Consider the following 24,375-nt stretch of genomic DNA (forward strand, 5'->3'; position numbering starts at 1 on the left):
AGCGGACGCAGAGCGTCCATGGCGGCATTCCCACGCAGAGCGTGGGAACGATCATCAGTTCATGGCGCCGTAGCGTTTCATCGCTTCAATCGCCAGACCGCTACCAATGCTGCCGAAGATATTCCCTTCGACATGCCGTGCATTCGGCAACATCGCCGAAACACTGTTGCGCAGCGCTGGAATGCCGCTCGAACCACCGGTGAAGAACACCGTGTCGACCTGTTCCACTGCGACGCCAGCATCGTTCAGCAACTGGGTAACACTGCCGCGTACCCGCTCCAGTAACGCATCAATCGCCGATTCAAACAGCGCTCGGGTCAGCTCAACACTCAAACCGGCTTCGATGCGGTCCAGCGGCACGTGGCGGCTGTCGGTGTGGGTCAACTGGATCTTGGTTTCTTCGACTTCCATCGCCAGCCAATGCCCGGCACGCTGTTCGATCAGCTTGAACAAGCGATCGATGCCGCCGGTGTCTTCGATGTCGTAGCGCATGCTGCCCAGCGCCAGGCTGGATTTCTGCGAGTACACCGAGTTGATGGTGTGCCAGGTCGCCAGGTTCATGTGGTGGCTGGTCGGCATGTAGGCGCCGCTCTTCATGCGGCTGCCGTAGCCGAACAGCGGCATCAGACCTTGCAGGCTCAGCTGTTTGTCGAAATCGGTCCCGCCGATGTGCACACCGCCGGTGGCGAGGATGTCATCGTGACGGTTATCGAGGCCACGACGCTCTGGCGACAGGCGCACCAGCGAGAAGTCGGAGGTACCACCGCCGATGTCGACGATCAGCACCAGTTCTTCTTTCTCGATGGTCGACTCGTAGTCGAAGGCCGCCGCGATCGGTTCGTACTGGAACGACACGTCCTTGAAGCCGATCTTGCGCGCCACTTCTACCAAGGTGTCTTCGGCTTCCTGGTCCGCCAGCGGATCGTCATCGACGAAGAACACCGGACGCCCAAGCACCACCTGCTCGAATTCCCGACCGGCGGCGGTTTCGGCGCGGCTCTTCAGTTGGCCGATGAACAGGCCGAGCAAGTCCTTGAACGGCATAGCGGTGCCGAGGACGCTGGTGTCGTGCTTGATCAGCTTGGAACCGAGCAGGCTTTTCAGCGAGCGCATCAGCCGGCCTTCGTAGCCTTCCAGGTACTCGTGCAACGCCAGACGACCGTACACCGGACGGCGTTCCTCAATGTTGAAGAAGACCACCGACGGCAGGGTGATCTTGTCGTCTTCCAGCGCGATCATCGTTTCCATGCCGGGGCGCAGCCAGCCGACGGTGGAGTTGGACGTGCCGAAGTCGATGCCGCAGGCACGGGCTGGAGAGGCGTCTTTCATGTCTTTCGGTTCCGGTCAAAAAAACGGCCGCGCAGTGTATGTCAGTGCGCGCCAGATTCGAAGGCCGGTCATCTGCTATTTCACGACTAAACTGCCTTGAAAGCTCCGACTTTGCCCCAAACTTGCTGGCATGGGCCGGCAGAACCACCGGCGGTCACCAGAACCGCCGTCCACTGCCGATAAACTTCTGCTGCGCCACCCGGTCACAAACTTGAGATCGGTCAACCCGGCACGCGCGAATGAGCGCATGCTGGTCTCGGCGCGAAATCGATAACGGACGGTGATTCCTTCGATGGACTTCAAAGACTATTACAAGATACTCGGCGTGGAGCCGACAGCAGACGACAAGGCAATCAAGGCTGCCTATCGCAAGCTGGCGCGCAAATACCACCCTGATGTCAGCAAGGAAAAGGACGCTGAGGCCAAGTTCAAAGACGCCTCGGAAGCCTATGAAGCGCTGAAGAGCGCCGACAAACGCGCCGAATACGACGAACTGCGCCGTTATGGCCAGCACGGTCAGCCGTTCCAGGGGCCACCGGGCTGGCAGAGCCGTGGCGGCTTTGGCGGTGGCGGTGGCGACACCGGCGACTTCTCGGACTTCTTCAGCTCGATCTTCGGCAATCGCGGCCCCGGTTTCGGTGGCGGCGATGGTCGACAACAACGCAGTGCAGGACGCCGGGGACAAGACGTGGAAATGGAACTGCCGATCTTCCTCGAAGAGACGCTGGCGAACGAGTCGAAGAAAGTCACCTTCCAGGTGCCGCAGTACAACGCCAACGGCCAGCACGTCAGTAACACCAGCAAGAGCCTGAACGTGAAGATCCCGGCCGGCGTGACCGACGGCGAGCGCATCCGCCTCAAGGGCCAGGGCGCACCGGGCGTCGGTGGCGGGGCGAATGGCGATCTGTACCTGACCATTCGTTTTGCGCCGCACCCGAAATTCGATGTGGAAGGCGAAAACCTGATCATCACCTTGCCGCTGGCGCCGTGGGAGCTGGCGCTGGGCGCCGAAGTGGCGGTGCCGACCCTGACCGGCAAGATCAACCTCAAGGTCCCTGCCGGCAGCCAGAACGGTCAGCGCATGCGCGCCAAGGGCCATGGCCTGAAAAACAAGGCCGGTGAGCGCGGTTACCTGTTCGTCCAGCTCAAGGCTGTAATGCCGAAAGCCGCTGACGACGAGGTCAAGGTGCTGTGGCAGGAACTGGCGAAGAAAGCCGCCTTCAATCCGCGAGAGAACTTCTGAATCCGACGACGGAGTAGCCCATCATGAGCAGCCCCCTGATCGTTCAACTGGACCTGGCAGAATTCTGTGAGGCGGCCGATCTGTCGGACGTCTACGTGATCGAAATCGTCGAACACGGCATCCTCGAACCTCAGGGCGCGCAGCCCCGGGAGTGGCGTTTCACCGATTACGAACTGAGTCTGGCCAAACGCGCCGCGAAGCTGCGACGCGAGCTGGAGCTGGAGTGGGAAGGTGTTGCGCTGGCGTTGGATCTGCTGGAGGAAGTGCAGGCATTGCGTGCCGAGAATCGCATGTTGCGCCAGCGTCTGGGGCGGTTGGTGGTGGAGTAGTCAGTCTGATGTTTTCCGGTTTGCTGATCGGGCCTCTTCGCGAGCAGCCTCGCTCCCACAGTTGATCGCGGTCTTCTGTGGGCGCGAGCCTGCTCGCGAAGAACGATAACGCGGTCTTGCGACGTCAAAGTTTTCTGGGCAACACCACGCTGAACAGCGTCCCGTCAGCTTCGTTCGAGCTGACTTTGATGGTGCCGCCATGGGCATTCACCACTTCCTTGACGATAAACAACCCTAACCCGAGGCTGGTCGACGGCTGTCCGAGCTCCTCGTCGGCGCTGCGCACCAACGGGTCGAAGATCGTTCCAAGCGCCTCTTCGGGAATCGGTGTGCCGTAGTTGTGCACTGACAGGCAGACGTTTTCGCCCTCAGCACTGATATTGAGGGTGACATCGCGCTTGTTGGCTCCGTGCTGTAAGGCATTGCCGATCAGGTTCTGCAGTAACTGATCGATTCGGCCGGCATCCCAGGTACCGCGCGTGTCGCCGTTCACATTGAGCGTCGGATCGCACTCCGGATTGCCGGCGCACGCCTCGGCAATCGCCGCCCGTGCGGCATCGGCCAGGTCCATTGGCGTCGGTTCGATCGGCAGGCTTCTGCCTAGACGACTGCGCACCAGTTCCAGCAAGTCGCTGACCATCGCCGCCATGTGCCGCGCGCCACGCTTGATGTGCAGGGCGCAGGCCAGCGCATCGCCCTCGAGGCTGGATTTGCGCAGCAGCAACTCGATGGACATGCTCACCGCTTGCAGCGGCGCACGCAGGTCATGGCCGAGAATGGCGAGGAAGATGTCCCGCGAGCGATTGACCTGTTCGGCGTAGGCCGCAGTCGATTCGGCCAGTGCTTCGTCGATGGCTTCGTTGAAGCGGATCATGTCCTGAAAACAGGCCATGTCCGGGGCTTTGAGGCTGTCGACCCACAGGCGGATCACGCAAGCGCGCAGATGACGGAACTCGGAGGTCATCTGCACCAGGTCAAAACCCACGGTGTGGCGCAACTCGCCATGACTGGCGCCAGCCTCGTCCAGGCTCGGGGTTTTTTCCGGGCCTTCGCCCTTGGCTTTGGCGGCCTGTTCGGCAGGGCTCTGCGGCTTGCTCATGTCGCGGGCCGCGGCCCGCAGAATGGCGCTGGCGTGATCGCGCAGGGCGGTGGAATCCAGATAGTCGGCGGCCGGCGTGATAGTTGCGGCGAACTGTTCCCACTCATCGACGATAGGCTCGATATTGGCCAGGATGAACTCGGATAGACGCATGGGCAGTTCCTGAAAAGAGGTGGAGCGAATCGAATAGTAGTTCCTTTGGCGAGAAATACACGACCGTTTGCGCGATAGTTTGATACCGGCACGAAAAAGGCCCCGAGACTGCGCGCAAGGCACGGTCCCGGGGCCTTTCTACTGCGTGTCGGCTGCGTCAGAACAGGAAATACCGCTGCGCCATCGGCAACGTTTCTGCCGGTTCACACCAGAGCAACACCCCGTCAGCCTTGACCTGATAGGTCTGCGGATCGACATCGATGGTCGGCAGATAGTCGTTGTGGATCAGGTCGGTTTTCTGCACATCACGGCAACCTTTGACCACGCCGATTTTCTTCTTCAGCCCCAGTGCTTCAGGCAACCCCGCTTTCTGCGCCGCCTGACTGATAAAGGTCAGGCTGGTGGCGTGCAGCGAGCCGCCGTAGCTGGCGAACATCGGACGGTAGTGCACCGGTTGTGGGGTCGGAATCGAGGCGTTGGCATCGCCCATCAGGCTCGCGGCAATCGCGCCGCCCTTGAGAATCAGCGTCGGTTTCACGCCAAAGAATGCCGGGCGCCACAGCACCAGATCGGCCCACTTGCCGACTTCGATCGAACCGACTTCGTGGCTGATGCCATGGGTGATCGCCGGGTTGATCGTGTACTTGGCGATGTAGCGTTTGGCGCGGAAGTTGTCGTTGCCTTCGCCGTCCTGCGGCAGCGGGCCGCGCTGTTTTTTCATCTTGTCGGCGGTCTGCCAGGTGCGCGTGATGACCTCGCCGACGCGGCCCATGGCCTGGCTGTCGGAGCTGATCATCGAGAACGCGCCGAGGTCATGGAGGATGTCTTCGGCGGCAATCGTTTCGCGGCGGATGCGGCTTTCGGCAAACGCGACGTCTTCGGCAATGCTTGGGTCGAGGTGGTGGCAGACCATCAGCATGTCGAGGTGTTCGTCGATGGTGTTGCGCGTGAACGGCCGGGTCGGGTTGGTCGAACTCGGCAGCACGTTGGGGAAGCCGCAGGCTTTGATGATGTCCGGCGCGTGACCGCCACCGGCACCTTCGGTGTGATAGGTGTGAATGGTGCGGCCCTTGAACGCGCCGAGGGTGGTTTCGACAAAACCGGACTCGTTGAGGGTGTCGGTGTGGATCGCTACCTGCACGTCGAACTGATCGGCAACGCTCAGGCAGTTATCGATGCTCGCTGGCGTGGTGCCCCAGTCTTCGTGCAGCTTGAGGCCGATGGCGCCGGCCTTGACCTGCTCGATCAACGGTTCTGGCAGGCTGGCGTTGCCCTTGCCGGTGAGGCCGATGTTCATCGGGAAGGCATCGGCGGCCTGGAGCATCCGTGCCAGGTGCCATGGGCCGGAGGTGCAAGTGGTGGCGTTGGTGCCGGTGGCAGGTCCCGTGCCGCCGCCGATCATGGTGGTGACGCCGCTCATCAGCGCTTCTTCGATCTGCTGCGGGCAGATGAAGTGGATGTGCGTGTCGATGCCGCCGGCGGTAAGGATCATGCCTTCGCCGGCAATCACTTCGGTGCCGGCACCGATGGCGATGGTCACGTTCGGCTGCACATCCGGGTTGCCGGCCTTGCCGATCGCGGCAATGCGCCCGTCCTTGAGGCCGACGTCGGCTTTGACGATGCCCCAGTGGTCAATGATCAGCGCGTTGGTGATCAGGGTGTCGACCACTTCGGCAGCCAGTAACTGACTTTGGCCCTGACCATCGCGGATGACTTTGCCGCCACCGAACTTCACTTCTTCGCCGTAGGTGGTGAAGTCTTTTTCGACCTCGATCCACAGCTCGGTGTCGGCCAGGCGCACCTTGTCGCCGACGGTGGGGCCGAACATGTCGGCGTAGGCTTGGCGGGAAATCTTCATGCTGCGTCCTTCAAGAAAATAGTGGTGAGCCATTAACCCTCACCCTAGCCCTCTCCCAGAGGGAGAGGGGACTGTACGCGGTGGGCCGGCTATCGGTGATCAGCTCCGCAGAGGGGACTGTTCACGGTGGGGCGGTTATCGGCGATCGGCTCCCTCTCCCTCGGGAGAGGGCTGGGGTGAGGGGCAGCGGTGCACGCAGATGTCAGAGATCACCCATTACTCTTCCGGCAAACCCGAACACCCGCCGCTTTCCGGCGTAATCGACCAGCTCCACCTCACGACTCTGCCCCGGTTCGAAGCGCACAGCGGTGCCAGCCGGAATGTTCAGGCGCATGCCACGGCTGGCGGCGCGATCAAAGGTCAGCGCGTCGTTGGTTTCAAAAAAGTGATAGTGCGAACCGACCTGAATCGGCCGGTCGCCGCTGTTGGCGACTTTCAGACTGATGGTGCGGCGGCCGACATTGAGTTCGATGTCACCGGGCTGGATCTGGTACTCGCCAGGAATCATCACTGGGCTCCTTGCAGAATCTTGTAATAGAGGGCGGTCGCGCGATAGGTGCCGTTCGGGTCGCAGGCGTAATCAGGAATTTCGCCGGCGCGGCTGTAGCCCAACGCCTTGTAGAAATCTTCGGCGGGCGAGCCGGCCTCGGTGTCGAGGTAAAGCATGCCGCGCTTGTGCTTGGGCGCTTCGAGTTCCAGCGCATGCATCAATTGCTGGCCGAGACCGCGACGTCGCGCGTCTTCGCGCACCAGCAGTTTTTGCACTTCGGCACGATTGAGTCCGTTGGACTTTTGGCACAGGCCCAGTTGCACACTGGCGAGTACCTGCTCGTCCTTGACCACGACCCAAAGCAGCACGCTGCCTTTGTTGACGTTGTCCTGAACTTCATCGAAATACGCGCGAGCCTGTGTTGCATCGAGGTCGGCCATGAAGCCGACGCTGGCGCCGTAACCCACCGCATCGAGCAGCAGGTCGATCAGACCCTGACGGTAGTGGGCAAAACTTTCCGCGTTGACGCGGCGCAGCTGGGCGGCATTCATCGGTGTCACTCCTTGTTGGCGTCAGGCGGCTCCGCGCCAGGGTTGAGGGTCAGTTGCATAAAGGTCAGGTCGAGCCAGCGGCCGAATTTGGTGCCGACTTGCGGCATCTGCCCGGTGATGATGAAACCGCTGCGTTCGTGCAGACGAACCGAGGCGGCGTTGCCGCTTTCGATGGCGGCGACCATCACGTGTTTGCCGCAGGTCCTGGCGCGTTCGATCAGTGCGCTCATCAGTTGCGGGCCGAGGCCATTGCCGCGCTGGTCGCTGCGCACATAAACCGAGTGCTCGACGGTGTGGCGAAAGCCGTCGAAGGGTCGCCAGTCACCGAATGAAGCGTAGCCGAGGACGCTGTTGGCGCCGTCGACGATCACCAGAATCGGATAGGCCTGGGCCTGGCGCGCACTGAACCACGCCTGGCGGTTGCCGAGGTCGACGGCCTGTTCATTCCAGATCGCTGTGGTGTTGAGCACCGCGTCGTTGTAGATGTCGCGGATCGCCGGCAGATCGGCGTGAATGGCATCGCGAATGGTGTAAGTCATGGCGCTGCCTCAGACGATCGGTTGGTGAACGGTGACCAGTTTGGTGCCGTCGGGGAACGTCGCTTCGACCTGGATTTCCGGGATCATTTCCGCGATGCCTTCCATCACTTGCTCGCGGCTGAGCAGGGTGGTGCCGAAGTGCATCAGCTCGGCCACGGTCTGGCCGTCACGGGCACCCTCCAGCAGCGCGGCGGAGATGTAGGCCATCGCTTCCGGGTAATTGAGCTTCACGCCGCGGGCCAGACGCCGCTCGGCGACGAGGCCGGCGGTGAAGATCAGCAGCTTGTCTTTTTCGCGTGGGGTCAGGTCCATTGTGGGGTTCCATCAGGGCAGATTTGTGAGGTTCTTGCGGGCGCGGGGTGCCCGTTGGAGCAACCCCTCACCCTAGCCCTCTCCCGAGGGAGAGGGGACTGATCTCGGTTGTTTTCAATGGCCGGTTCAGTCAGCGGTATTCGTTCAGGCAGTTAAATTCATTTCAAACGACTCGGTCGGGCGCCCTCTCCCGAGGGAGAGGGGACTGATCTCGGTTGTTTTCAATGGCCGGTTCAGTCAGCGGTATTCGTTCAGGCAGTAAATTCATTTCAAACGACTCGGTCAGGCTCCCTCTCCCTCCGGGAGAGGGCGGGGGGTGAGGGTCGCTTTTCAGGTGCTCCATATTCTGGGGGATACCGCGTCGCGACCCAGCAAGGCGGGTCTGAGCAAACGCCACAAGTCGATGAGCCACGCACGGGCGAGCAACGCTTCGCTGGCCAGACAACGAGCCACCAGCAGCCCAGGCAACTGGGTCAAATCCCCACGCACTTCGTGGCCCAGCGAGCGGCAGCGCTCGAGCAATTCAGCATCGATTTCACCGGTGACCAACAACGTCGCAAACACCGGATTACCGTCCAGCCCGATCGGCGAATCAAGCAAACCGTCACCGCCGACAATGCGCTGGCGCTCGTGCCAGAGCAATCGACCATCACGGCGAATATCCAGATGCGCCTGGAAATACCCGCGGTCGAAACGCTCGCCGCTGGCCGGGCGACCCAACGCCACCACGTCCCAGTAGAACAGCCGTGCATCACCCTCAAGTTCAATCGAAGTTGTCAGTTCAGCCTGCGCGGCGCTGTAGACGATGGTTTCCTGCGGCAGCCATTCCAGCGTCGCCCCGGTCGCCACTTTCAAGTCGAGCTTCTGATAAGCCGGCCCACCCGCGCGATACCACTTTGCCGCGCCGGGGCTGGTGATCTGTGCCCAGGCGTCTGGTTCGACGCGGGCGCTGATGTCCAGTCGATCACCGCCGGCGATCCCGCCCGGCGGATGAACGATGATGTGCTGGCAGACCTCGGGGCCTTCGGCGTACAGGTGCTTTTGTACGCGCAATGGGCCGAGGTGCCGGCGCATGACCGGGCGCGTGCAGTCGCCGAAACGGGCGTAAGCGAGCTCCAGCTCGGCGTGCCAGCTCGGGGTAAACAGGGCAGGTGAAACAGTCGAATTCATGGTGTGTCATTATCGTTAGGAAGCTACAGATTAGTTCGTTGTACTAGATCGTTACCAGCCCGCGCACACCCTCGGCCTCCATATTTTCACCGCGACCTTGCTGGACGATCTCGCCCCGGGACATCACCAGGTACTGATCGGCCAGCTCCGCAGCGAAATCGTAGAATTGCTCGACCAGCAAAATTGCCATGTCACCGCGTGCTGCGAGTTTCTTGATCACTGCGCCGATCTCCTTGATCACCGAGGGTTGAATGCCTTCAGTGGGCTCGTCGAGGATCAGCAAGCGCGGACGGCTGGCCAAGGCGCGGCCAATTGCCAACTGTTGTTGCTGACCACCGGAGAGGTCACCGCCGCGACGCTGCTTCATTTGTAGCAGCACCGGGAACAATTCGTAGATGAAACCTGGGACTTCTTTGGCTTCACTGCCGGGAAACCGCGACAGACCCATCAACAGGTTTTCTTCTACAGTCAGCCGACCGAAGATTTCCCGGCCTTGCGGCACGTAGGCAATACCGGCGTGAACGCGCTGGTGCGGCTTGAACGTGGTGATCGGTTTACCTTCCCAATTCACCACACCTTCCTTGGCCGGCAGCAAGCCCATCAGGCATTTGAGCAGGGTGGTCTTGCCCACGCCGTTACGGCCGAGCAGGCAGGTGACTTCGCCGACCTTCACGTCAAAACTGAGGCCACGGAGGATGTGGCTACCGCCGTAGTACTGGTGCAGCTTGTCGACTTGCAGCATGTTCAAAATCTCCCGAAATCCTCTGTAGGAGCTGCCGAAGGCTGCGATCTTTTGATCTTCTTTTTGAAGAGCAAGATCAAAAGATCGCAGCCTTCGGCAGCTCCTACACAGGACAAAATCTTCAGCGGCCGAGGTAGACCTCGATCACGCGCTCGTTTTCCTGCACTTGCTCCAGTGAGCCTTCCGCCAAAACGCTGCCCTGGTGCAGCACAGTCACGTGGTCGGCAATCGAGCCGACAAAGCCCATGTCATGCTCGACCACCATCAACGAGTGCTTGCCCGCCAGTGACTTGAACAACTCGGCAGTGAACTCGGTTTCCGCATCGGTCATGCCCGCCACCGGCTCATCGAGCAGGAGCAATTGCGGGTCCTGCATCAGCAACATGCCGATCTCGAGAAACTGCTTCTGACCATGCGAGAGCAACCCGGCCTGACGATTGACCGAGGTGGTCAGGCGAATCGTCTCCAGCACTTCGCTGATCCGGTCCTTCTGCTCGCCACTCAAACGCGCACGCAAACTGGCCCACACCGACTTGTCGGTTTTCTGTGCCAGCTCCAGGTTTTCAAACACGCTCAGCGCTTCGAACACCGTCGGCTTCTGAAACTTGCGACCGATGCCGGCCTGGGCGATTTGCACTTCGCTCATCTGCGTCAGGTCGAGGGTTTCACCGAACCAGGCCTTGCCGTGACTGGGCCGGGTCTTGCCGGTGATCACGTCCATCAGCGTGGTTTTGCCGGCGCCGTTGGGGCCGATGATGCAGCGCAATTCGCCGACGCCGATGTACAGGTTGAGATTGTTCAACGCACGGAAGCCATCGAAACTGACGCTGATGTCCTCCAGGGTAAGGATCGTGCCGTGGCGGGTGTCGAGGCCCGGGCCGACGCGCTGGCCGAGGCCGATCGAGTCGCGACTGGTGCCCTCGTCCTTGTTCGGCTCCACGGGGAAGAAGGCCGGTTCCAGCATGAATTCAGCGCTCGCCGTGACTCTCATTGTTCACCTCGTTTCTTCAGCAGACCGATCACGCCTTTAGGCAAGTACAGCGTCACGACAATGAACAGCGCGCCGAGGAAGAACAGCCAGTATTCGGGGAACGCCACGGTGAACCAGCTCTTCATGCCGTTGACCACACCGGCGCCGAGCAGCGGGCCAATCAGCGTACCGCGACCGCCGAGAGCGACCCACACAGCCGCTTCGATGGAGTTGGTCGGCGACATTTCGCTCGGGTTGATGATGCCCACTTGCGGCACATACAACGCCCCGGCCAGGCCACACAACACAGCGCTCAAGACCCACACGAACAACTTGAAACCACGCGGGTCGTAGCCGCAGAACATCAAGCGGTTTTCCGCATCGCGCAATGCCGTCAGCACGCGACCGAACTTGCTCTGCGCCAGGCGCCAGCCGATGAACAGACTCGCCACCAGCAACAACACCGTGGCCAGAAACAGCACCGCACGGGTGCCCGGTTCAGTGATGCCGAAACCGAGAATCGTGCGGAAATTGGTAAAGCCGTTATTACCGCCAAACCCGGTCTCGTTGCGGAAAAACAGGAGCATGCCGGCGAAGGTCAGGGCCTGGGTCATGATCGAGAAATACACGCCTTTGATCCGCGAACGGAAGGCGAAGAAACCGAACACCAGCGCCAGCAACCCCGGGGCCAACACCACCAGACACATCGCCCAGATGAAGCTGCTGGTGCCAGTCCAGTACCACGGCAATTCGCTCCACGACAGGAAGGTCATGAACGCCGGCAAGCCATCACCGGCGGCCTGACGCATCAGGTACATGCCCATCGCATAACCGCCGAGGGCGAAGAACAGACCGTGGCCCAGCGACAGCAGACCGGCGTAACCCCAGACCAGATCGAGCGCCAAGGCGACGATGGCGTAGCAGAGGATTTTGCCGACCAGCGTCAGCGTGTAGGCCGAGACCGACAGCGCATTGTCCGCGGGCAACAGTGACAGCAGCGGCAGAGCGATCAGCAGCGCAAGAATCACCGCGCCGACCGCGATGGTGACTTTCGGCCCGGCCTTTTGTGTGGCCGTGACTAACAGAGGCTGGTTCATCAGTCGATCACCCGTCCTTTCAGTGCGAAGAGGCCTTGCGGACGTTTCTGGATAAACAGAATGATCAGCGCGAGGATCAGGATTTTGCCGAGCACCGCACCGATCTGCGGTTCGAGAATCTTGTTGGCGATGCCCAGGCCGAAGGCCGCGAGCACGCTACCGGCCAACTGGCCGACGCCGCCGAGCACCACCACCAGGAACGAGTCGATGATGTAGCTCTGGCCGAGGTCGGGGCCGACGTTGCCGATCTGGCTCAGCGCCACACCGCCGAGGCCGGCAATGCCCGAGCCGAGGCCGAAGGCGAGCATATCGACGCGCCCGGTCGGCACGCCGCAGCAGGCGGCCATGTTGCGGTTCTGGGTGACGGCGCGAACGTTGAGGCCCAAACGGGTTTTGTTCAGCAGCAGCCAGGTCAGCACCACCACGAACAGGGCGAAGGCAATGATGACGATGCGGTTGTACGGCAGCACCAGATTCGGCAGCACTTGAATGCCGCCGGACAGCCACGCCGGGTTGGCCACTTCAACGTTCTGCGCGCCGAACAACAAACGGACAAGCTGAATCAGCATCAGGCTGATGCCCCAGGTGGCGAGCAGGGTTTCCAGCGGGCGGCCGTAGAGGTGACGAATCACCGTGCGCTCCAGGGCCATGCCGATTGCTGCCGTGACAAAAAACGCCACGGGCAACGCGATCAATGGATAGAACTCGATGGCCTGCGGTGCGTAGCGCTGGAACATCAACTGCACCACGTACGTCGAGTAGGCGCCGAGCATCAGCATCTCGCCATGGGCCATGTTGATCACGCCGAGCAGGCCGAACGTGATTGCCAGACCAAGCGCTGCCAACAGCAGAATCGAGCCGAGCGACATGCCGCTGAAGGCCTGGCCAAGCACTTCGCCGATCAGCAGTTTGCGCTTGACCTGGGCGAGGCTGGTTTCGGCGGCGGTGCGTACGCCGGCATCGCTCTCGACGCCCGGTTCGAGCAAGCCTTCAAGGCGTGTACGTGCCAGTGGGTCGCCAGTTTCGCCGAGCAGGCGTACGGCGGCGAGGCGCACCGCTGGATCGGTATCGACCAGTTGCAGATTGGCCAGCGCCAGGCTCAGGGCGGCGTGGACACTTTCATCTTTTTCGCCAGCCAGTTGCTGGTCGAGGAATTTCAGCTGCGCGGGTTTCGCGCTTTTCTGCAATTGCTGCGCGGCGGCCAGACGGATTTTGGCGTCGGCGGCGAGCAATTGGTGGCTGGCCATGGCGGTGTCGATCAGACCCCGCAGGCGATTGTTCAGGCGCAGGGTTTTCGCTTGGCCGTCGATGGTCAGCTCGCCTTGTTGCAGGGCGTTGAGCAATTCGATACGGGCCGGATCGGGCTGCGCGGCCCAGGTTTCCAGGAGTTTGGCCTGTTGCATGGGATTGGCCGCGACGAAATCTTCGGCATCGCCGGCGTGCGCCAGGATTGGCAGCAACAGTGCGATGGCTATGAGAAAGCGGTGTATGGCAGTGGGCATTAGTGGTGTTTCCTTTCTTGCGGTGGCCGATGGAGCGGTGTCCGGCTGTGAATCCGCCCCTCACCCTAACCCTCTCCCAGAGGGAGAGGGGACTGACCGAGTTGTCAGGTCATCCAACACCGACCTGACATTCCTGCGTCGAACTCAGGATCTGAAAGCCATAGAGATCTGCTCCCTTCCCCCACTCCCGGAGGGAGAGGGGACTGACCGAGGTGTCTGGACGATGTGCTGCGACCTGCGAATTCGAGCCGAACTCAAGCTTTGAAAAGCATGAGGATCAGCTCCCTTTCCCCCTCTCCCTGAGGGAGAGGGCTGGGGTGAGGGGGGAAATCTCAAACCCGCCTCAATGACTGAATCCGCCTCAGTTGCTCTTCACCGCATAATCCGGCTTCTTGTCATTGCCCTGAATGAACGGACTCCACGGTTGCGCGCGGATCGGCCCTTCGGTCTGCCACACGACGTTGAACTGACCGTCGCTCTGGATCTCGCCGATCATCACTGGCTTGTGCAGGTGGTGGTTGGTCTTGTCCATGGTCAGGGTATAACCCGACGGCGCGGCAAAGGTCTGGCCGGCGAGGGCTTCGCGGACTTTGTCGACGTCGGTGGACTTGGCTTTCTCAACCGCTTGCGCCCACATGTGGATGCCGACGTAAGTGGCTTCCATCGGGTCGTTGGTCACGGCTTTGTCGGCGCCCGGCAGGTTGTGTTTCTTCGCGTAGGCCTTCCAGTCATCGACGAACTTCTTGTTCACCGGATTCTCGACGGACTCGAAGTAGTTCCACGCCGCAAGGTTGCCCACCAGCGGTTTGGTGTCGATGCCGCGCAGTTCTTCTTCGCCGACCGAGAACGCCACCACCGGCACGTCAGTCGCTTTCAGACCCTGGTTGGCCAGCTCTTTATAGAACGGCACATTGGAGTCGCCATTGACGGTCGAGATAACGGCAGTCTTGCCACCGGCGGAGAATTTTTTGATGTTGGCGACGATGGTTTGATAGTCGCTGTGACCGAACGGCGTGTAGACCTCTTCGATGTCCTTGTCGGCCACGCCTTTGGAGTGCAGGAACGAACGCAGGATCTTGTTCGTGGTGCGCGGGTAGACGTAGTCGGTGCCGAGCAGGAAGTAGCGCTTGGCGCTGCCGCCTTCTTCACTCATCAAATATTCAACCGCCGGGATCGCTTGCTGGTTCGGCGCGGCGCCGGTGTAGAAGACGTTTGGCGACATCTCTTCGCCTTCGTATTGCACCGGGTAGAACAGCAGACCGTTGAGTTCTTCGAACACCGGCAACACCGATTTGCGCGACACCGAGGTCCAGCAGCCGAACACCACAGCGACCTTGTCCTGGGTCAGCAACTGCCGGCCCTTTTCGGCGAACAGCGGCCAGTTGGATGCCGGGTCAACCACCACCGGCTCCAGCATCTTGCCGTTCACACCGCCCTTGGCGTTGATCTCGTCGATGGTCATCAGCGCCATGTCTTTGAGCGACGTTTCGGAGATCGCCATGGTGCCGGACAACGAATGCAGAATCCCGACCTTGATGGTCTCGGCAGCCTGGACAGTCCAGGTCATGCCCATCGCGGCAATGGATGCCGTGAGTGTGAAAGCCTTGATCAAACTGCGACGCTTCATTGTGCGATCTCCATGAACATTTAATTTTTCTGGTTGGCAGATGCGGACGGCTGAAGGTGTGTTTTGCAAGGGCTGTGCCCGGTCGGTATCGGGCAGGGAAATGTCGTGTCAGAGCGGTTGTACGCGGAGCCGGCGCACCATCAGGGGACGCGCATGGCGCATCGGTGCAAACGGCTGCGCCAGATTGGGGCGTCGCGATTGGCAAAGGTATGGATACAAAAACGATAAACATGTATCGCTGGTGACTTGCCTCGTCGGCACACACTCATTCGCTCATCCCGATTTTCTAAGCAGGTTTTATATGAGTGATGTGTCTGGCCGGTCCGGTGGCGCCGCAAGTTCTACGGCAACGTTCAAGCTGCCCCCCGTGAGTCCGGCGTTTCTGAGCGAAGAAGACGCCGCCTATTGGGTACATACACGGATTCCACTCAACCCGGACAAAGAATATGGCAGCGTGATTTTGCTGCGCCCGGACGGAAAATTCCTGGCCACCTCACCCATCCCGGGTGAAGCGACCAGCTTTGACTTTGGCACCATTGTGCCGACCGATGCCCGTGGCGACATGCTCCATCCACTGGGTTACCGATGTATCGCCAGCGTACACAGCCATCCGCCGATACATGACCAGTTTCGCAATGGCAATCGGCGTCAGGATGAACATCTGCTCAGGCTGTTCATGAGCTTCTATTCCGGGGGCGATTTCATTGGTGATGTGTCGTCGCGGGATTTTTTCCGCAGCGCCTACCTTTCCGGGCCCGATGGCAGCTTGCTCAAATACGTGTCGAGCGGCTCGTCGGAGGAGCGCGACTATTTCCTCTGGCATCAATCCGGCGCGCCGTCTGGCGATGCGTCGGGTGCATATGACGTGATGGCGCTGATCAATAAGCTGGCGACCGTGGGTGAACTCAAAGTTATTGTCTCGAACGCCGACTGGGGCGACTCCGTGGGCCGGGTACCTGCGGACTGGACGGCCGGCGCGGCGTTTTCCACTGGCGCGGTCAGCGAAATGCCGCTGATGACGCGCGTTTGCGTCAATGCCGAACGCGCCGTGCTGGCGGCACTGAAATCCAGAGGTGCGCAGACCGCCGGGCTGATCCTGAAAAAGCTCACTGGCGAACAATATGTGGCGACCCATGCACGCCCGAGCGGGCTGTCTGCCTGGGACGCCGAACACCTCTTTCCGCTGGACACCCAAGGCGATTTGCAACTGCCGCGGGGCTATCGGCTGGAAGGCTTTTACTTCGCCTCGCGACCCGATCCCAAACAGTTTCCGCCTGTGCAGCCGTGGCTCTACGAAAACTTCTTCAGCCCTCATGACATGGCGGTGGCCATCGCCGCGTTTGGCCGCAACCGGCATCTGGCAAAGGTCGGAGGCGGGTTATCGCTGTACATGCTGGCGCAGGATCAGGCCATGTTGAAATACAGCTTCAGCGGCACTCCGGTCGAAGCGGCACTCAGCGTCGAGTACGCTGACGGCACGATCAGTGACAATGGTGTGCAGGCGAGGTTATCGGCTGCAACCCTGCGCCCGCGCGCGTTTGTCTCGATGCTGGTGCTGGCCGGAAAACTCGAGGTTTTGCGGGGCAGCGCATTGTGGGCGAACCTGGGTGCGGTAGACCTGGAGTGGCAGCCCTTCGGTCATTTTCCCTGGCCGGCCTTGAGTCGGGATTTCCTGTCCGCCGATGACGCGGCCCGTCATGCCCACGAGAAAATCGGCAATCGCCGTGACCGACAGTACGCCGGCTACATTTTCCAGCGCGACAATCGCTTCGTGGTTACCGAGCCGCTGCCTGGCGATATCGCTACGCTCGGGCAGAACCGGCTCTATCCGCGGGACAATAACGGGCACCCGATTTTTCCCGATGACCATCTTTTGCACGCGCGCTATGTGAGCCACGTTGCATTGTCGGAGCTCGATCCCGCAGACGTCGATTACCCCAAGTGGACCTTTCATGAAGCGTTGCTGAGTCTGCAGATGTTCAGTGTCGATGAAGTCAGACAGGTGCTGCTTGATCAGGTCGCGCTGTACGCATCAGCCGTACCGGACTCTCTGTTGCGGTTTGAGTCCAACGGCTCGGAGTCGGCGCAGAGTCTGGGCAGACGCCTTGGCACTCGGCAAAATCCCGGTGTCTTGGCGACGGAGCTGGCTACTGGCAGCAAGCGCCCACACGACTTCATTCGTGAGCAAGCCGCCAGCGCTCGGTTGACCAGTCTTCTGGATAATCAGTTATGGGGCTATCGCGGCCGGATAGCCCCGACCTGGTCTGTGCGCGAAGCGCCACCTGATCCCGATGCGCCCGTCTGGCAGGTTATTCATGAGTTTCCCAAGCACACGGCGGAGCTTGCGGTCTCGCCGTTACCCGGGCACACCCGGCCTGCAAAGGATTTGCCTGCGTTGGCTTTACCGTTGCCGTTGCCATGGCGCCGCCCGGCAATGGTGGCGTACGGTGCGGTGTTCGCTTCAGCGGACGAGGTGGCACAGAGTCAACATGCGCACGACAGACACTGGCAAGAAGAGAGAAACGCCTGTTTCGGTTTCATCCTCAAACATCGTGAGCGTGATGAGTACATCGCCACGGAACGGGTTCCCGTCAGCGCTGCACAGAGCAATCTGTTTGAGTTGGATAGCCTGTTTACCTTGCAGCGAACTTCTCCTTGGTATCGATTCCCTGAAGGCTTCGATTTACACGCCAGTTGGTATTCGCATCATCACGTAGAGGACCCGGCAAAAAGTCCGGATGACTGGCTAGCCCATTACTTCATTTCGCCGGATAACCTGACAACCGCGATGTATTACGGACGTCGTCGTCCGGTAATTGCCTCTGACGTTCCGGTAGCGCTCTATATAGCGGCGCGCGATGGCGCCTTGTTGAAATACGCAAGAAACAAGTCCAGCAAGCTGTTTCATGACGCTAAGTCGCAAGGCACGCTCGAGACAATCAAGAACGATCTGGCGTCCGGGAAATGGCAGCCGACCGATTTTGTTCATGAGGTCGCAAACAGTGGCGAACTCGCGGTGATGCGCGCCGGCATATGCTGGGACCGGACGGGGCCGGTCAAGGTGCCCTGGCAGCCGTACGCCAATCTGCAGCGGCGCTGGCTCGGCCCGGTTTTTCAGACGGCTGACGATGCCGCTATCCACGCCAGAACGTTGCTTCCCGTTGTGACCGACAGCGTATATGGCGGCCTGATTCTGGAGACGGCCGAGAAGCGTTACGTGGCCACCGCGCCGATTGAAGTCAGCCATGAAGACTTCGATGTCACTCAGGTTTGCCCTGAGGAAAGCCGCACCTATGGATTATTTCCCCCCGATTGTCACATCGTGGCGCGCTACCGATCGCGCATCGCTCGCGAGGCGTCGCTGGTCGTATCGCCGGTTCAGAAGCAGATCTATCTGAACATGTTTTCGGTCGACGTACTGGAATCGGCATTCAACAGACGCGGGGTGACAGACCGCTACCGCGTGCTGGCGGACGGCTCGCTGGTGCGCTACAAACCGGAGCCATTGCACGAATACCTGTTTGCTCCGGACGGCTCGGTGCTCAGTTACCAGCCGCAGGCCGAACTTTTTTCGCAGCTGCTTGGCCAGGGCGATCGGTTTGCCGCCGTTGATGCAAAAACGGTAATGCAGGGCTTGCGCAGCAGGCATTTGCAGCCCGTGGAATGGATCAACGCCCTGGCCAAGGGTGGGCGTCTGCAGGTGATCAAGGGCAGCGACATCTGGGGGCTGCCGCGCCGGGTATCCGTCTGGGCACCTTATTCGGCGGATTTTTTGCCGACGAGAGACTACGACAAGGCCCTGAGCAGACCCGCCTGCAGCCCACAGTTTGTTCAGGCAGATGCTGCCGCCAGATATGTTCACGAAGCGTCAGTGAGCCGGGAAGCGGCGACCTTCGGTTACCTTCTGGGTAATCAGCAGGGGATGTTTCTCGCAACCCTGCCCGTGGCGGTACAGCGCTCGGCGTTGGCTCTGGATCGGGTGTTCGAACAGGGCGAGCTGTTTTCAGGTTTTACGCTGCACGCCCTGTATCTTCGAGCAGCGCTGCCGCCGTTGGGCGTGCGGTCTGACGATGTGCGCCAGTGCTTTTTTCTGCCCAGCGATATTCAGGCGGCGTGCGTACGGGCCGACACACCACAGGGATATCTGCCGATCTACTTTTCCTGCGCGGACGGGGCGTTGTTGAAACTGCAGTTGCATGCGTTCGAGCCAGGCGAGTTTTACGATCGGTTCGGACAGATCGAGTTTCGTCCCAATGCATTTGTATCAGTACAACAGGCCGCGGCCGATGAAAGGGAGATTGCCAAGGGCACGTTCAGGATTTCTGCCTATGTTCACCGAATGGCACGAGCGGGCAAGTTAGAGGTTATCGAGAGCAGCGATCACTGGTCGCGACACGGCGAGGTGGGAGACAGCTGGCAACCACGACAGGTCGATGTCGGCAGTGAGCAACGCTGGCGGGAAAATCCGGTCCCGGCGCTGGGCCCGGTTTTCCATCACCCTGACGATGCTGCGCGCCATACACAAAAGCGCGCGACCGAGGCCACTTTCGATGTCGGCTATGAAAGCGCCATCCTGGCCCCGGCAACCGCTGGCCAATTTGTGCCGCTCGAACCCATGGTCCGGTCCGCACATGACCGAAACCCGCTTGCGCGGATATTCCTGTCGGCGAATGACGCATCGGCCAGTTGGCAACACCCGGCACCGCATTATCCCGAAGGTTACACACCGGTCGCGGCTCATCAGTTGCACCTGTCAGGCAACACCACTCTGGTGCCGGACGCGGAGGAGGTGAGAGCCAACTTCGCGGCGCCTGAGCTCGTGTATGCCCACACCCATGATCTGAAGAGCAGGGGTTTTGATATCCAGCATTATTTTTACTCGACGCCTCATCAGGTATTGCTTAAATACACGCCAGATTATTCAGATGCCGAAAGGGATCTGTTGCTGACCCGATCGGTGTTTTTCCTCAACGGGCGCTGGACCAACCGGCTAAGTCCCGGAGAATTCATTTCACGTCTCATGGCACTCGGCGAGTTCCGGGTACTGGTCGCAGGACATTACTGGCGGCAGACCGGGTTGATAAGACGCGGCTGGAGTTTGCAGCGCCAACAGCCGTCGCCCCAAGGCGCTGTTCGTGTCCGGGATGAGTTGTAACTGACGATACCGGGTCTCGACAAAGGAGTGTGCCGCCGGCGGCGGCCACTCTTCGTTGAGTCCGACTCAAGTCGAGACCGACTCGGTCCGCCCGACGCGCGACAGCAGCAGGCGATCAAGCAACCACACCACCACCAGCGAAGCGCCCACCAGCGGAAACACCACCGCCAGCGCCAACATGATCACCGCGCCGGTTTTCCATTTCGGCAGGTCATGGCGCAGCGGTGGTACGCCGAACTTGCCTTGCGGCCGACGCTTCCACCAGATCACCACGCCGCTGACGGCGCTGAGCAGAATCATCAGGCAGATCAGCAGCACGACGATCTGGTTGAAGGTGCCGAACATCTTGCCTTCGTGGAGCATCACGCCGATTTCCGTAGCCCGCGCCACCGTGCCGTAGTCTTCGAAGCGCACATCGGCGAGGACCTTGCCGGTGTACTGATCGATATGCAGGGTCGCATCGTTGCGCGGGTCATCGGCGAACACGGCGATGGTGAACACACCGGTAGCAGTGGTCGGCAGGGTGATGCTGTAACCCGGCTCGACCTCGCGCCGGGTAGCAATGTTCTGCACGTCCTGCAGGCTGATGGCGGGTGCTGCGGGGCCAGCGTTGCTGGCGCCGTGGTTCATATGTTCGGCGTGGTCGCCGGACATTGGCATCGGCGTGTTTTCCATCGCCCATGGCACGGTCTGGCGGGTGGCGGTGTTAAGGGTTCGCGCCTCGATGTCGGAGGTCGGCACGTTGTCCCACATCGCCGCCGGGAACACGTTCCACACTTGGGCGTATTGCTTGCCCCAGAAGCCGGTCCAGGTCATGCCGCTGAGCAACATCACCAGCAGCAATGTTCCGCCCCAGAACCCGGTGACCGCGTGCAGATCACGCCACAGCACGCGGCCGCGACTGTTCAGGCGTGGCCACAGAATGCCCGCCGCCTGACCGCGCGGCCACCACAGGAACAGGCCGGACACCACCAGCACCACGCCCCAGCCGGCGGCCATTTCAATGAGCCGGTCACCGACAGTGCCGATCATCAATTCGCCGTGGATGGCGCGGGCGATGGCCTGCAGATTTTGCTTGGCATCCTGCTCGCCGAGGATGTCGCCGTGGTATGGATCGATGAATACGTTGAGTTCGTGGCCGGCATTTTTCACCACGAATTGCGCGCTGCGCTCGGCATTCACTGGCGGCAGATACTGGGTGACCTGGCCTTGTGGATAAGCGCTTTTCACCCGTTGCAGCAGGTCATCGGCCGGTACGCTGTGATGACCGGCGGGGACGTTGAGCAGGCTGCTGTACATCAGCGAATCGAGTTGCGGTTTGAACAGGTAGATGATGCCGGTCAAGGCCAGCATCACCATGAACGGGGCGACGAAGAGACCGGCGTAAAAATGCCAACGCCAGGCCAGGTTGTAGAAATTCGGTTTGGGCTGTTTCATCACGTGTGCTCCGCTGGGCGAATTTTTTTAGATCAAAAGATCGCAGCCTTCGGCAGCTCCTACAGGGGTACATGCAGCCTGCGATCTTCTGACTTTTCTTGTTAGAAACTCATGTCTACCTTGGTCCAGAGCGTGCGCCCCGGTTCATTGATCGCTTGTGGGTCGTTGGCCGGGTAGCCGAAACCGGCGTTGCCCGCCAGGTTCAGGTGTTCGGCGTAAGCCTTGCCGAACAGGTTGTCGACGCCGCTGCTGACCTTCCAGTTCTTGTTGATCCGATAGGCACCGTTGAGTGAGAACACGCCGAAGCCCGAACTCTTGTCGTAATCCTTGCCGACCACGTTGCCCTTGTTCTGATCGATACGGTTTTGCGCGGCAACTACCCTCCACAGTGCGCCGGCACTCCAGTTGTTTTCGCTGTAAGTCAGACCGAACCGTGCATCCAGCGGCGGCATTTGCGGCAGCGCCTTGCCATCGCTGCTGTTCTTGCCCCAGGCGTAGGCCAGGGTCGCATCGGCTTTCCAGTTCTCGGTGAGGTTGTACGCGGCACCGAGTTCACCGCCCATGATTCGCGCGTCGATGTTCTCTGCACGCGAGGTGCTCATGCCCATCATTGCCGGGGTGTAATCGAAGAGGATGTAATCGCGCACCACACCGATGTAACCCGAGGCCCAGGCTTCGAGTTCGGCGCTCTTGTAGTTCACGCCGAAGTCGAACTGGGTGGTCTTTTCCGGTTTGATCGAATCGAACGCATTGACCGATCCCGCCGGGCCGGACTTGGGCGAAAACAGTTCCCAGTAATCCGGGAAGCGCTGGGCGTGACCGAGGCCGGCATACAGCGTGGTCGGGCTGTCGGCGAGGTCATGCTCGTAACGGATGAAACCGCTGGGCAGGGTGTCAGCGCGGGTGTCGTCGGCGGTCGGGTTGGGGCGGCTCATCATTCCCGAACCGGTGGTCTGCCGATAATCCTTGGCCGAAGCGCGGTCGACGCGAGCGCCGGTGATCAAGCGATCACGGTCGGCGGCGTACCAGGTCATTTCGCTGAACACGCCGTAGTTATGAAAATCGGCGTCCTTGTTGTACGGCAGATCCTTGTAGGTATCGATGCCCATCGCACTGCGCTGGCGGTGCTCGTTGGTCTGCGCGTCGAGGCCGGTGATCAGCTGAATATCGGCCCAGCGCCAAGTGGCCTTGATCCGTGCGCCGAGGGTGCGGCGGTCGACGTTGGACGCCATGGGACCTGCCATCATGCCGGTGCCGGACGGCGTGCGCAGGGTGTAGTTGTCCATCACGTGGTCGGCGTAGTTGTAGTAGACCTGCGCTTCGACTTTCTCCAGCACGTCAGTGATGTTGGATTTCTCGAAACGCAGGCCTAGGCTTTCACGCAGGAACTGCGAACCGTCCATGCCGCGTCCGGCGTAGCGCGCTTCGCCGTCGCCCTTGCCGGCGGTGAGTTCGATCAGGGTGTCGGCGTCCGGGGTCCAGCCCACCGCGATGTCGCCGTTCCACTTGTCGTAGCGCGAGGCGACGATGTCGTTGTTGCCGTCGCGATAGTCATCGGAATGCGCGGTATTGCCGATCACGCGCACGTAGCCCAACGGGCCGCCGGCAGCGGCATCGACGACTTTGTCGAAGCGGCCGTGGGAGCCGGCCAGAATGCTCGCGTTCACCCGTGTGCCGAGTTCGCCGAAGCGCTCCGGTTCACGATCGAACAACACCGTACCGGCCGATGCGCCCGGTCCGTAAAGCACGGTTTGCGGGCCTTTGATCACGGTGAGTTTGTCGTAGGTTTCCGGCGAGATATACGAAGTCGGCGCGTCCATTCGGCCGGGGCAGGCGCCGAGCATCATGCTGCCGTTGGTGAGGATATTCAGCCGCGAACCGAACATGCCGCGCAGCACCGGGTCGCCGTTGGTGCCGCCATTGCGCACCAGCGCGAAGCCGGGAATGGTCTTCAGATAATCGCCGCCATCACTGGCCGGCACCGGTTGGCGCGGATCCTTGGGGTCGGTGACGATGGTCAGCGGCGAGCTCGGGGCGATCGCGGTAATCACCGTCGGGCTCAGTTCTTCCTGGTGGCCGGCGTGATCATCGGCGAGTACCAACGGTGACAGCAGGACGCCGCAAAGGACGGCGGTAGCGTGCCTGAGACGAATCCGCGATTCGTTCAAAGCGAAGGACGCCGGGGCAACGCCCGAGCGTGGAACAGCAGCAAACCTGGACATGACAATTTCCATCAAACAGTCGTAAACGACACGGCCGGCAGCCTGAAGCTGTCTTCTCCACCGTGTGCAATCAGAGGTGCGTGTTTACGCGGCGATGGGTGGGGCGCGGGTGCGGGCGCCGGGGAAGAAGGTTTGCCGGGCGTGGCCCAGGCGTGGGGAGGGTGGGGTGAAGGTGTTCAGCGGCGGGATGTTGAAGGCGACGAAATCGCCGCCGCCGGTCAGTGCCGGGCAGTTGAACAGCAGGCTGCAGTAGCCGCACTTTTCCCACAGTACGTGGTGCGAAGATTGCGGCGGGCAGTGTTCGGCGCTCGGTTTTGCATCATGGCCCGCGTGATCCATGCCCGGCATGTCCATCGACATGTCCATGCTCATCGGCATCGATGTCGAGGCGTGCTGATCCATCGGCATCGACTGGGAAATCAGTGGGCCGATGAAGATCATCAACATGGCGAACAGGGCGATCCAGCTGCCGCGAGTCAGGTGTTGAGTCTGACGGCGTTGGCGGAAGGGCCTGGCGCTCAGCGGGCGCATGGGCGGAGTCTGCCGGAAG

General features: G+C 60.9%; 19 protein-coding genes. 3 read left to right on the forward strand and 16 right to left on the reverse strand.

The annotated features are described in order from the left end of the window. Window positions 1-54: 54 nt before the first annotated feature. The gene (locus M9827_RS01500; protein ID WP_250602976.1) at window positions 55-1,329 is read right to left on the reverse strand and encodes an Hsp70 family protein; all 1,275 of its coding nucleotides are present in this window, start codon (window positions 1,327-1,329) and stop codon (window positions 55-57) included. Between the two features lie 292 nt (window positions 1,330-1,621). Between M9827_RS01500 and M9827_RS01505 the strand changes: the two genes are divergently transcribed. Beyond that, on the forward strand, window positions 1,622-2,572 hold the full coding sequence (locus M9827_RS01505) for a DnaJ C-terminal domain-containing protein (protein ID WP_250602977.1): 951 nt from the start codon (window positions 1,622-1,624) through the stop codon (window positions 2,570-2,572). A 23-nt stretch (window positions 2,573-2,595) separates the two neighbouring features. Continuing rightward, complete coding sequence (locus tag M9827_RS01510; RefSeq protein ID WP_250602978.1) at window positions 2,596-2,901, forward strand: chaperone modulator CbpM; 306 nt, start codon at window positions 2,596-2,598, stop codon at window positions 2,899-2,901. Window positions 2,902-3,025: 124 nt separating this feature from the next. On the opposite strand, the gene M9827_RS01515 is transcribed toward M9827_RS01510, so the two are convergent. The 12 genes from M9827_RS01515 to urtA all read right to left on the reverse strand — a co-directional run bounded on the left by M9827_RS01515 (window position 3,026) and on the right by urtA (window position 15,011). After that, complete coding sequence (locus tag M9827_RS01515; RefSeq protein WP_250602979.1) at window positions 3,026-4,153, reverse strand: sensor histidine kinase; 1,128 nt, start codon at window positions 4,151-4,153, stop codon at window positions 3,026-3,028. Window positions 4,154-4,310: 157 nt separating this feature from the next. Further along, a complete protein-coding gene (ureC, locus tag M9827_RS01520) occupies window positions 4,311-6,011 on the reverse strand; it encodes an urease subunit alpha (protein ID WP_250602980.1) in 1,701 nt (566 codons plus the stop codon). 202 nt (window positions 6,012-6,213) lie between these two features. Beyond that, window positions 6,214-6,519, reverse strand: coding sequence for an urease subunit beta (locus M9827_RS01525; RefSeq protein WP_194935506.1), 306 nt, complete (start codon window positions 6,517-6,519; stop codon window positions 6,214-6,216). Further along, window positions 6,519-7,052 carry a GNAT family N-acetyltransferase gene (locus tag M9827_RS01530; RefSeq protein WP_250602981.1) on the reverse strand — a complete coding sequence of 178 codons (534 nt, stop codon included), beginning with the start codon at window positions 7,050-7,052 and terminating at the stop codon, window positions 6,519-6,521. The genes M9827_RS01525 and M9827_RS01530 overlap by 1 nt, the downstream gene beginning before the upstream one ends. Before the next feature lie 5 nt (window positions 7,053-7,057). Next, window positions 7,058-7,591, reverse strand: a complete 534-nt coding sequence (locus tag M9827_RS01535) for a GNAT family N-acetyltransferase (protein WP_250602982.1) — start codon at window positions 7,589-7,591, stop codon at window positions 7,058-7,060. A 9-nt stretch (window positions 7,592-7,600) separates the two neighbouring features. Then, window positions 7,601-7,903 carry an urease subunit gamma gene (gene ureA, locus M9827_RS01540; RefSeq protein WP_016984788.1) on the reverse strand — a complete coding sequence of 101 codons (303 nt, stop codon included), beginning with the start codon at window positions 7,901-7,903 and terminating at the stop codon, window positions 7,601-7,603. A gap of 330 nt (window positions 7,904-8,233) precedes the next feature. Beyond that, on the reverse strand, window positions 8,234-9,073 hold the full coding sequence (locus M9827_RS01545; RefSeq protein WP_250602983.1) for an urease accessory protein UreD: 840 nt from the start codon (window positions 9,071-9,073) through the stop codon (window positions 8,234-8,236). A 43-nt stretch (window positions 9,074-9,116) separates the two neighbouring features. Continuing rightward, complete coding sequence (urtE, locus tag M9827_RS01550; RefSeq protein ID WP_122599494.1) at window positions 9,117-9,815, reverse strand: urea ABC transporter ATP-binding subunit UrtE; 699 nt, start codon at window positions 9,813-9,815, stop codon at window positions 9,117-9,119. Window positions 9,816-9,936: 121 nt separating this feature from the next. Beyond that, window positions 9,937-10,806, reverse strand: a complete 870-nt coding sequence (gene urtD, locus M9827_RS01555; protein WP_095047336.1) for an urea ABC transporter ATP-binding protein UrtD — start codon at window positions 10,804-10,806, stop codon at window positions 9,937-9,939. Beyond that, window positions 10,803-11,882, reverse strand: a complete 1,080-nt coding sequence (gene urtC / locus M9827_RS01560) for an urea ABC transporter permease subunit UrtC (protein ID WP_123448442.1) — start codon at window positions 11,880-11,882, stop codon at window positions 10,803-10,805. The genes urtD and urtC overlap by 4 nt, the downstream gene beginning before the upstream one ends. Next, on the reverse strand, window positions 11,882-13,384 hold the full coding sequence (gene urtB, locus M9827_RS01565; protein ID WP_250602984.1) for an urea ABC transporter permease subunit UrtB: 1,503 nt from the start codon (window positions 13,382-13,384) through the stop codon (window positions 11,882-11,884). Before urtB ends, urtC begins: the two co-directional genes overlap by 1 nt. A gap of 361 nt (window positions 13,385-13,745) precedes the next feature. After that, window positions 13,746-15,011, reverse strand: coding sequence for an urea ABC transporter substrate-binding protein (urtA, locus tag M9827_RS01570; RefSeq protein WP_095047339.1), 1,266 nt, complete (start codon window positions 15,009-15,011; stop codon window positions 13,746-13,748). Window positions 15,012-15,312: 301 nt separating this feature from the next. Here urtA and M9827_RS01575 point away from each other — a divergent pair, with 301 nt between their 5' ends. Beyond that, window positions 15,313-20,166 carry a DUF4329 domain-containing protein gene (locus tag M9827_RS01575; protein ID WP_250602985.1) on the forward strand — a complete coding sequence of 1,618 codons (4,854 nt, stop codon included), beginning with the start codon at window positions 15,313-15,315 and terminating at the stop codon, window positions 20,164-20,166. Between the two features lie 66 nt (window positions 20,167-20,232). On the opposite strand, the gene M9827_RS01580 is transcribed toward M9827_RS01575, so the two are convergent. The 3 genes from M9827_RS01580 to M9827_RS01590 form a co-directional block, all read right to left on the reverse strand. Next, window positions 20,233-21,603 (reverse strand): PepSY-associated TM helix domain-containing protein, encoded by a 1,371-nt coding sequence (locus M9827_RS01580; protein WP_250602986.1) that lies wholly within the window; start codon window positions 21,601-21,603, stop codon window positions 20,233-20,235. A 101-nt stretch (window positions 21,604-21,704) separates the two neighbouring features. Next, the gene (locus tag M9827_RS01585; protein ID WP_250602987.1) at window positions 21,705-23,825 is read right to left on the reverse strand and encodes a TonB-dependent copper receptor; all 2,121 of its coding nucleotides are present in this window, start codon (window positions 23,823-23,825) and stop codon (window positions 21,705-21,707) included. A gap of 84 nt (window positions 23,826-23,909) precedes the next feature. Further along, on the reverse strand, window positions 23,910-24,356 hold the full coding sequence (locus M9827_RS01590; RefSeq protein ID WP_250602988.1) for a DUF2946 domain-containing protein: 447 nt from the start codon (window positions 24,354-24,356) through the stop codon (window positions 23,910-23,912). Between the last annotated feature and the right edge of the window lie 19 nt (window positions 24,357-24,375).

Origin of the sequence: Pseudomonas sp. AKS31, from assembly GCF_023634765.1 — a bacterium.
In the GTDB taxonomy this organism is placed as follows: Bacteria; Pseudomonadota; Gammaproteobacteria; order Pseudomonadales; family Pseudomonadaceae; genus Aquipseudomonas.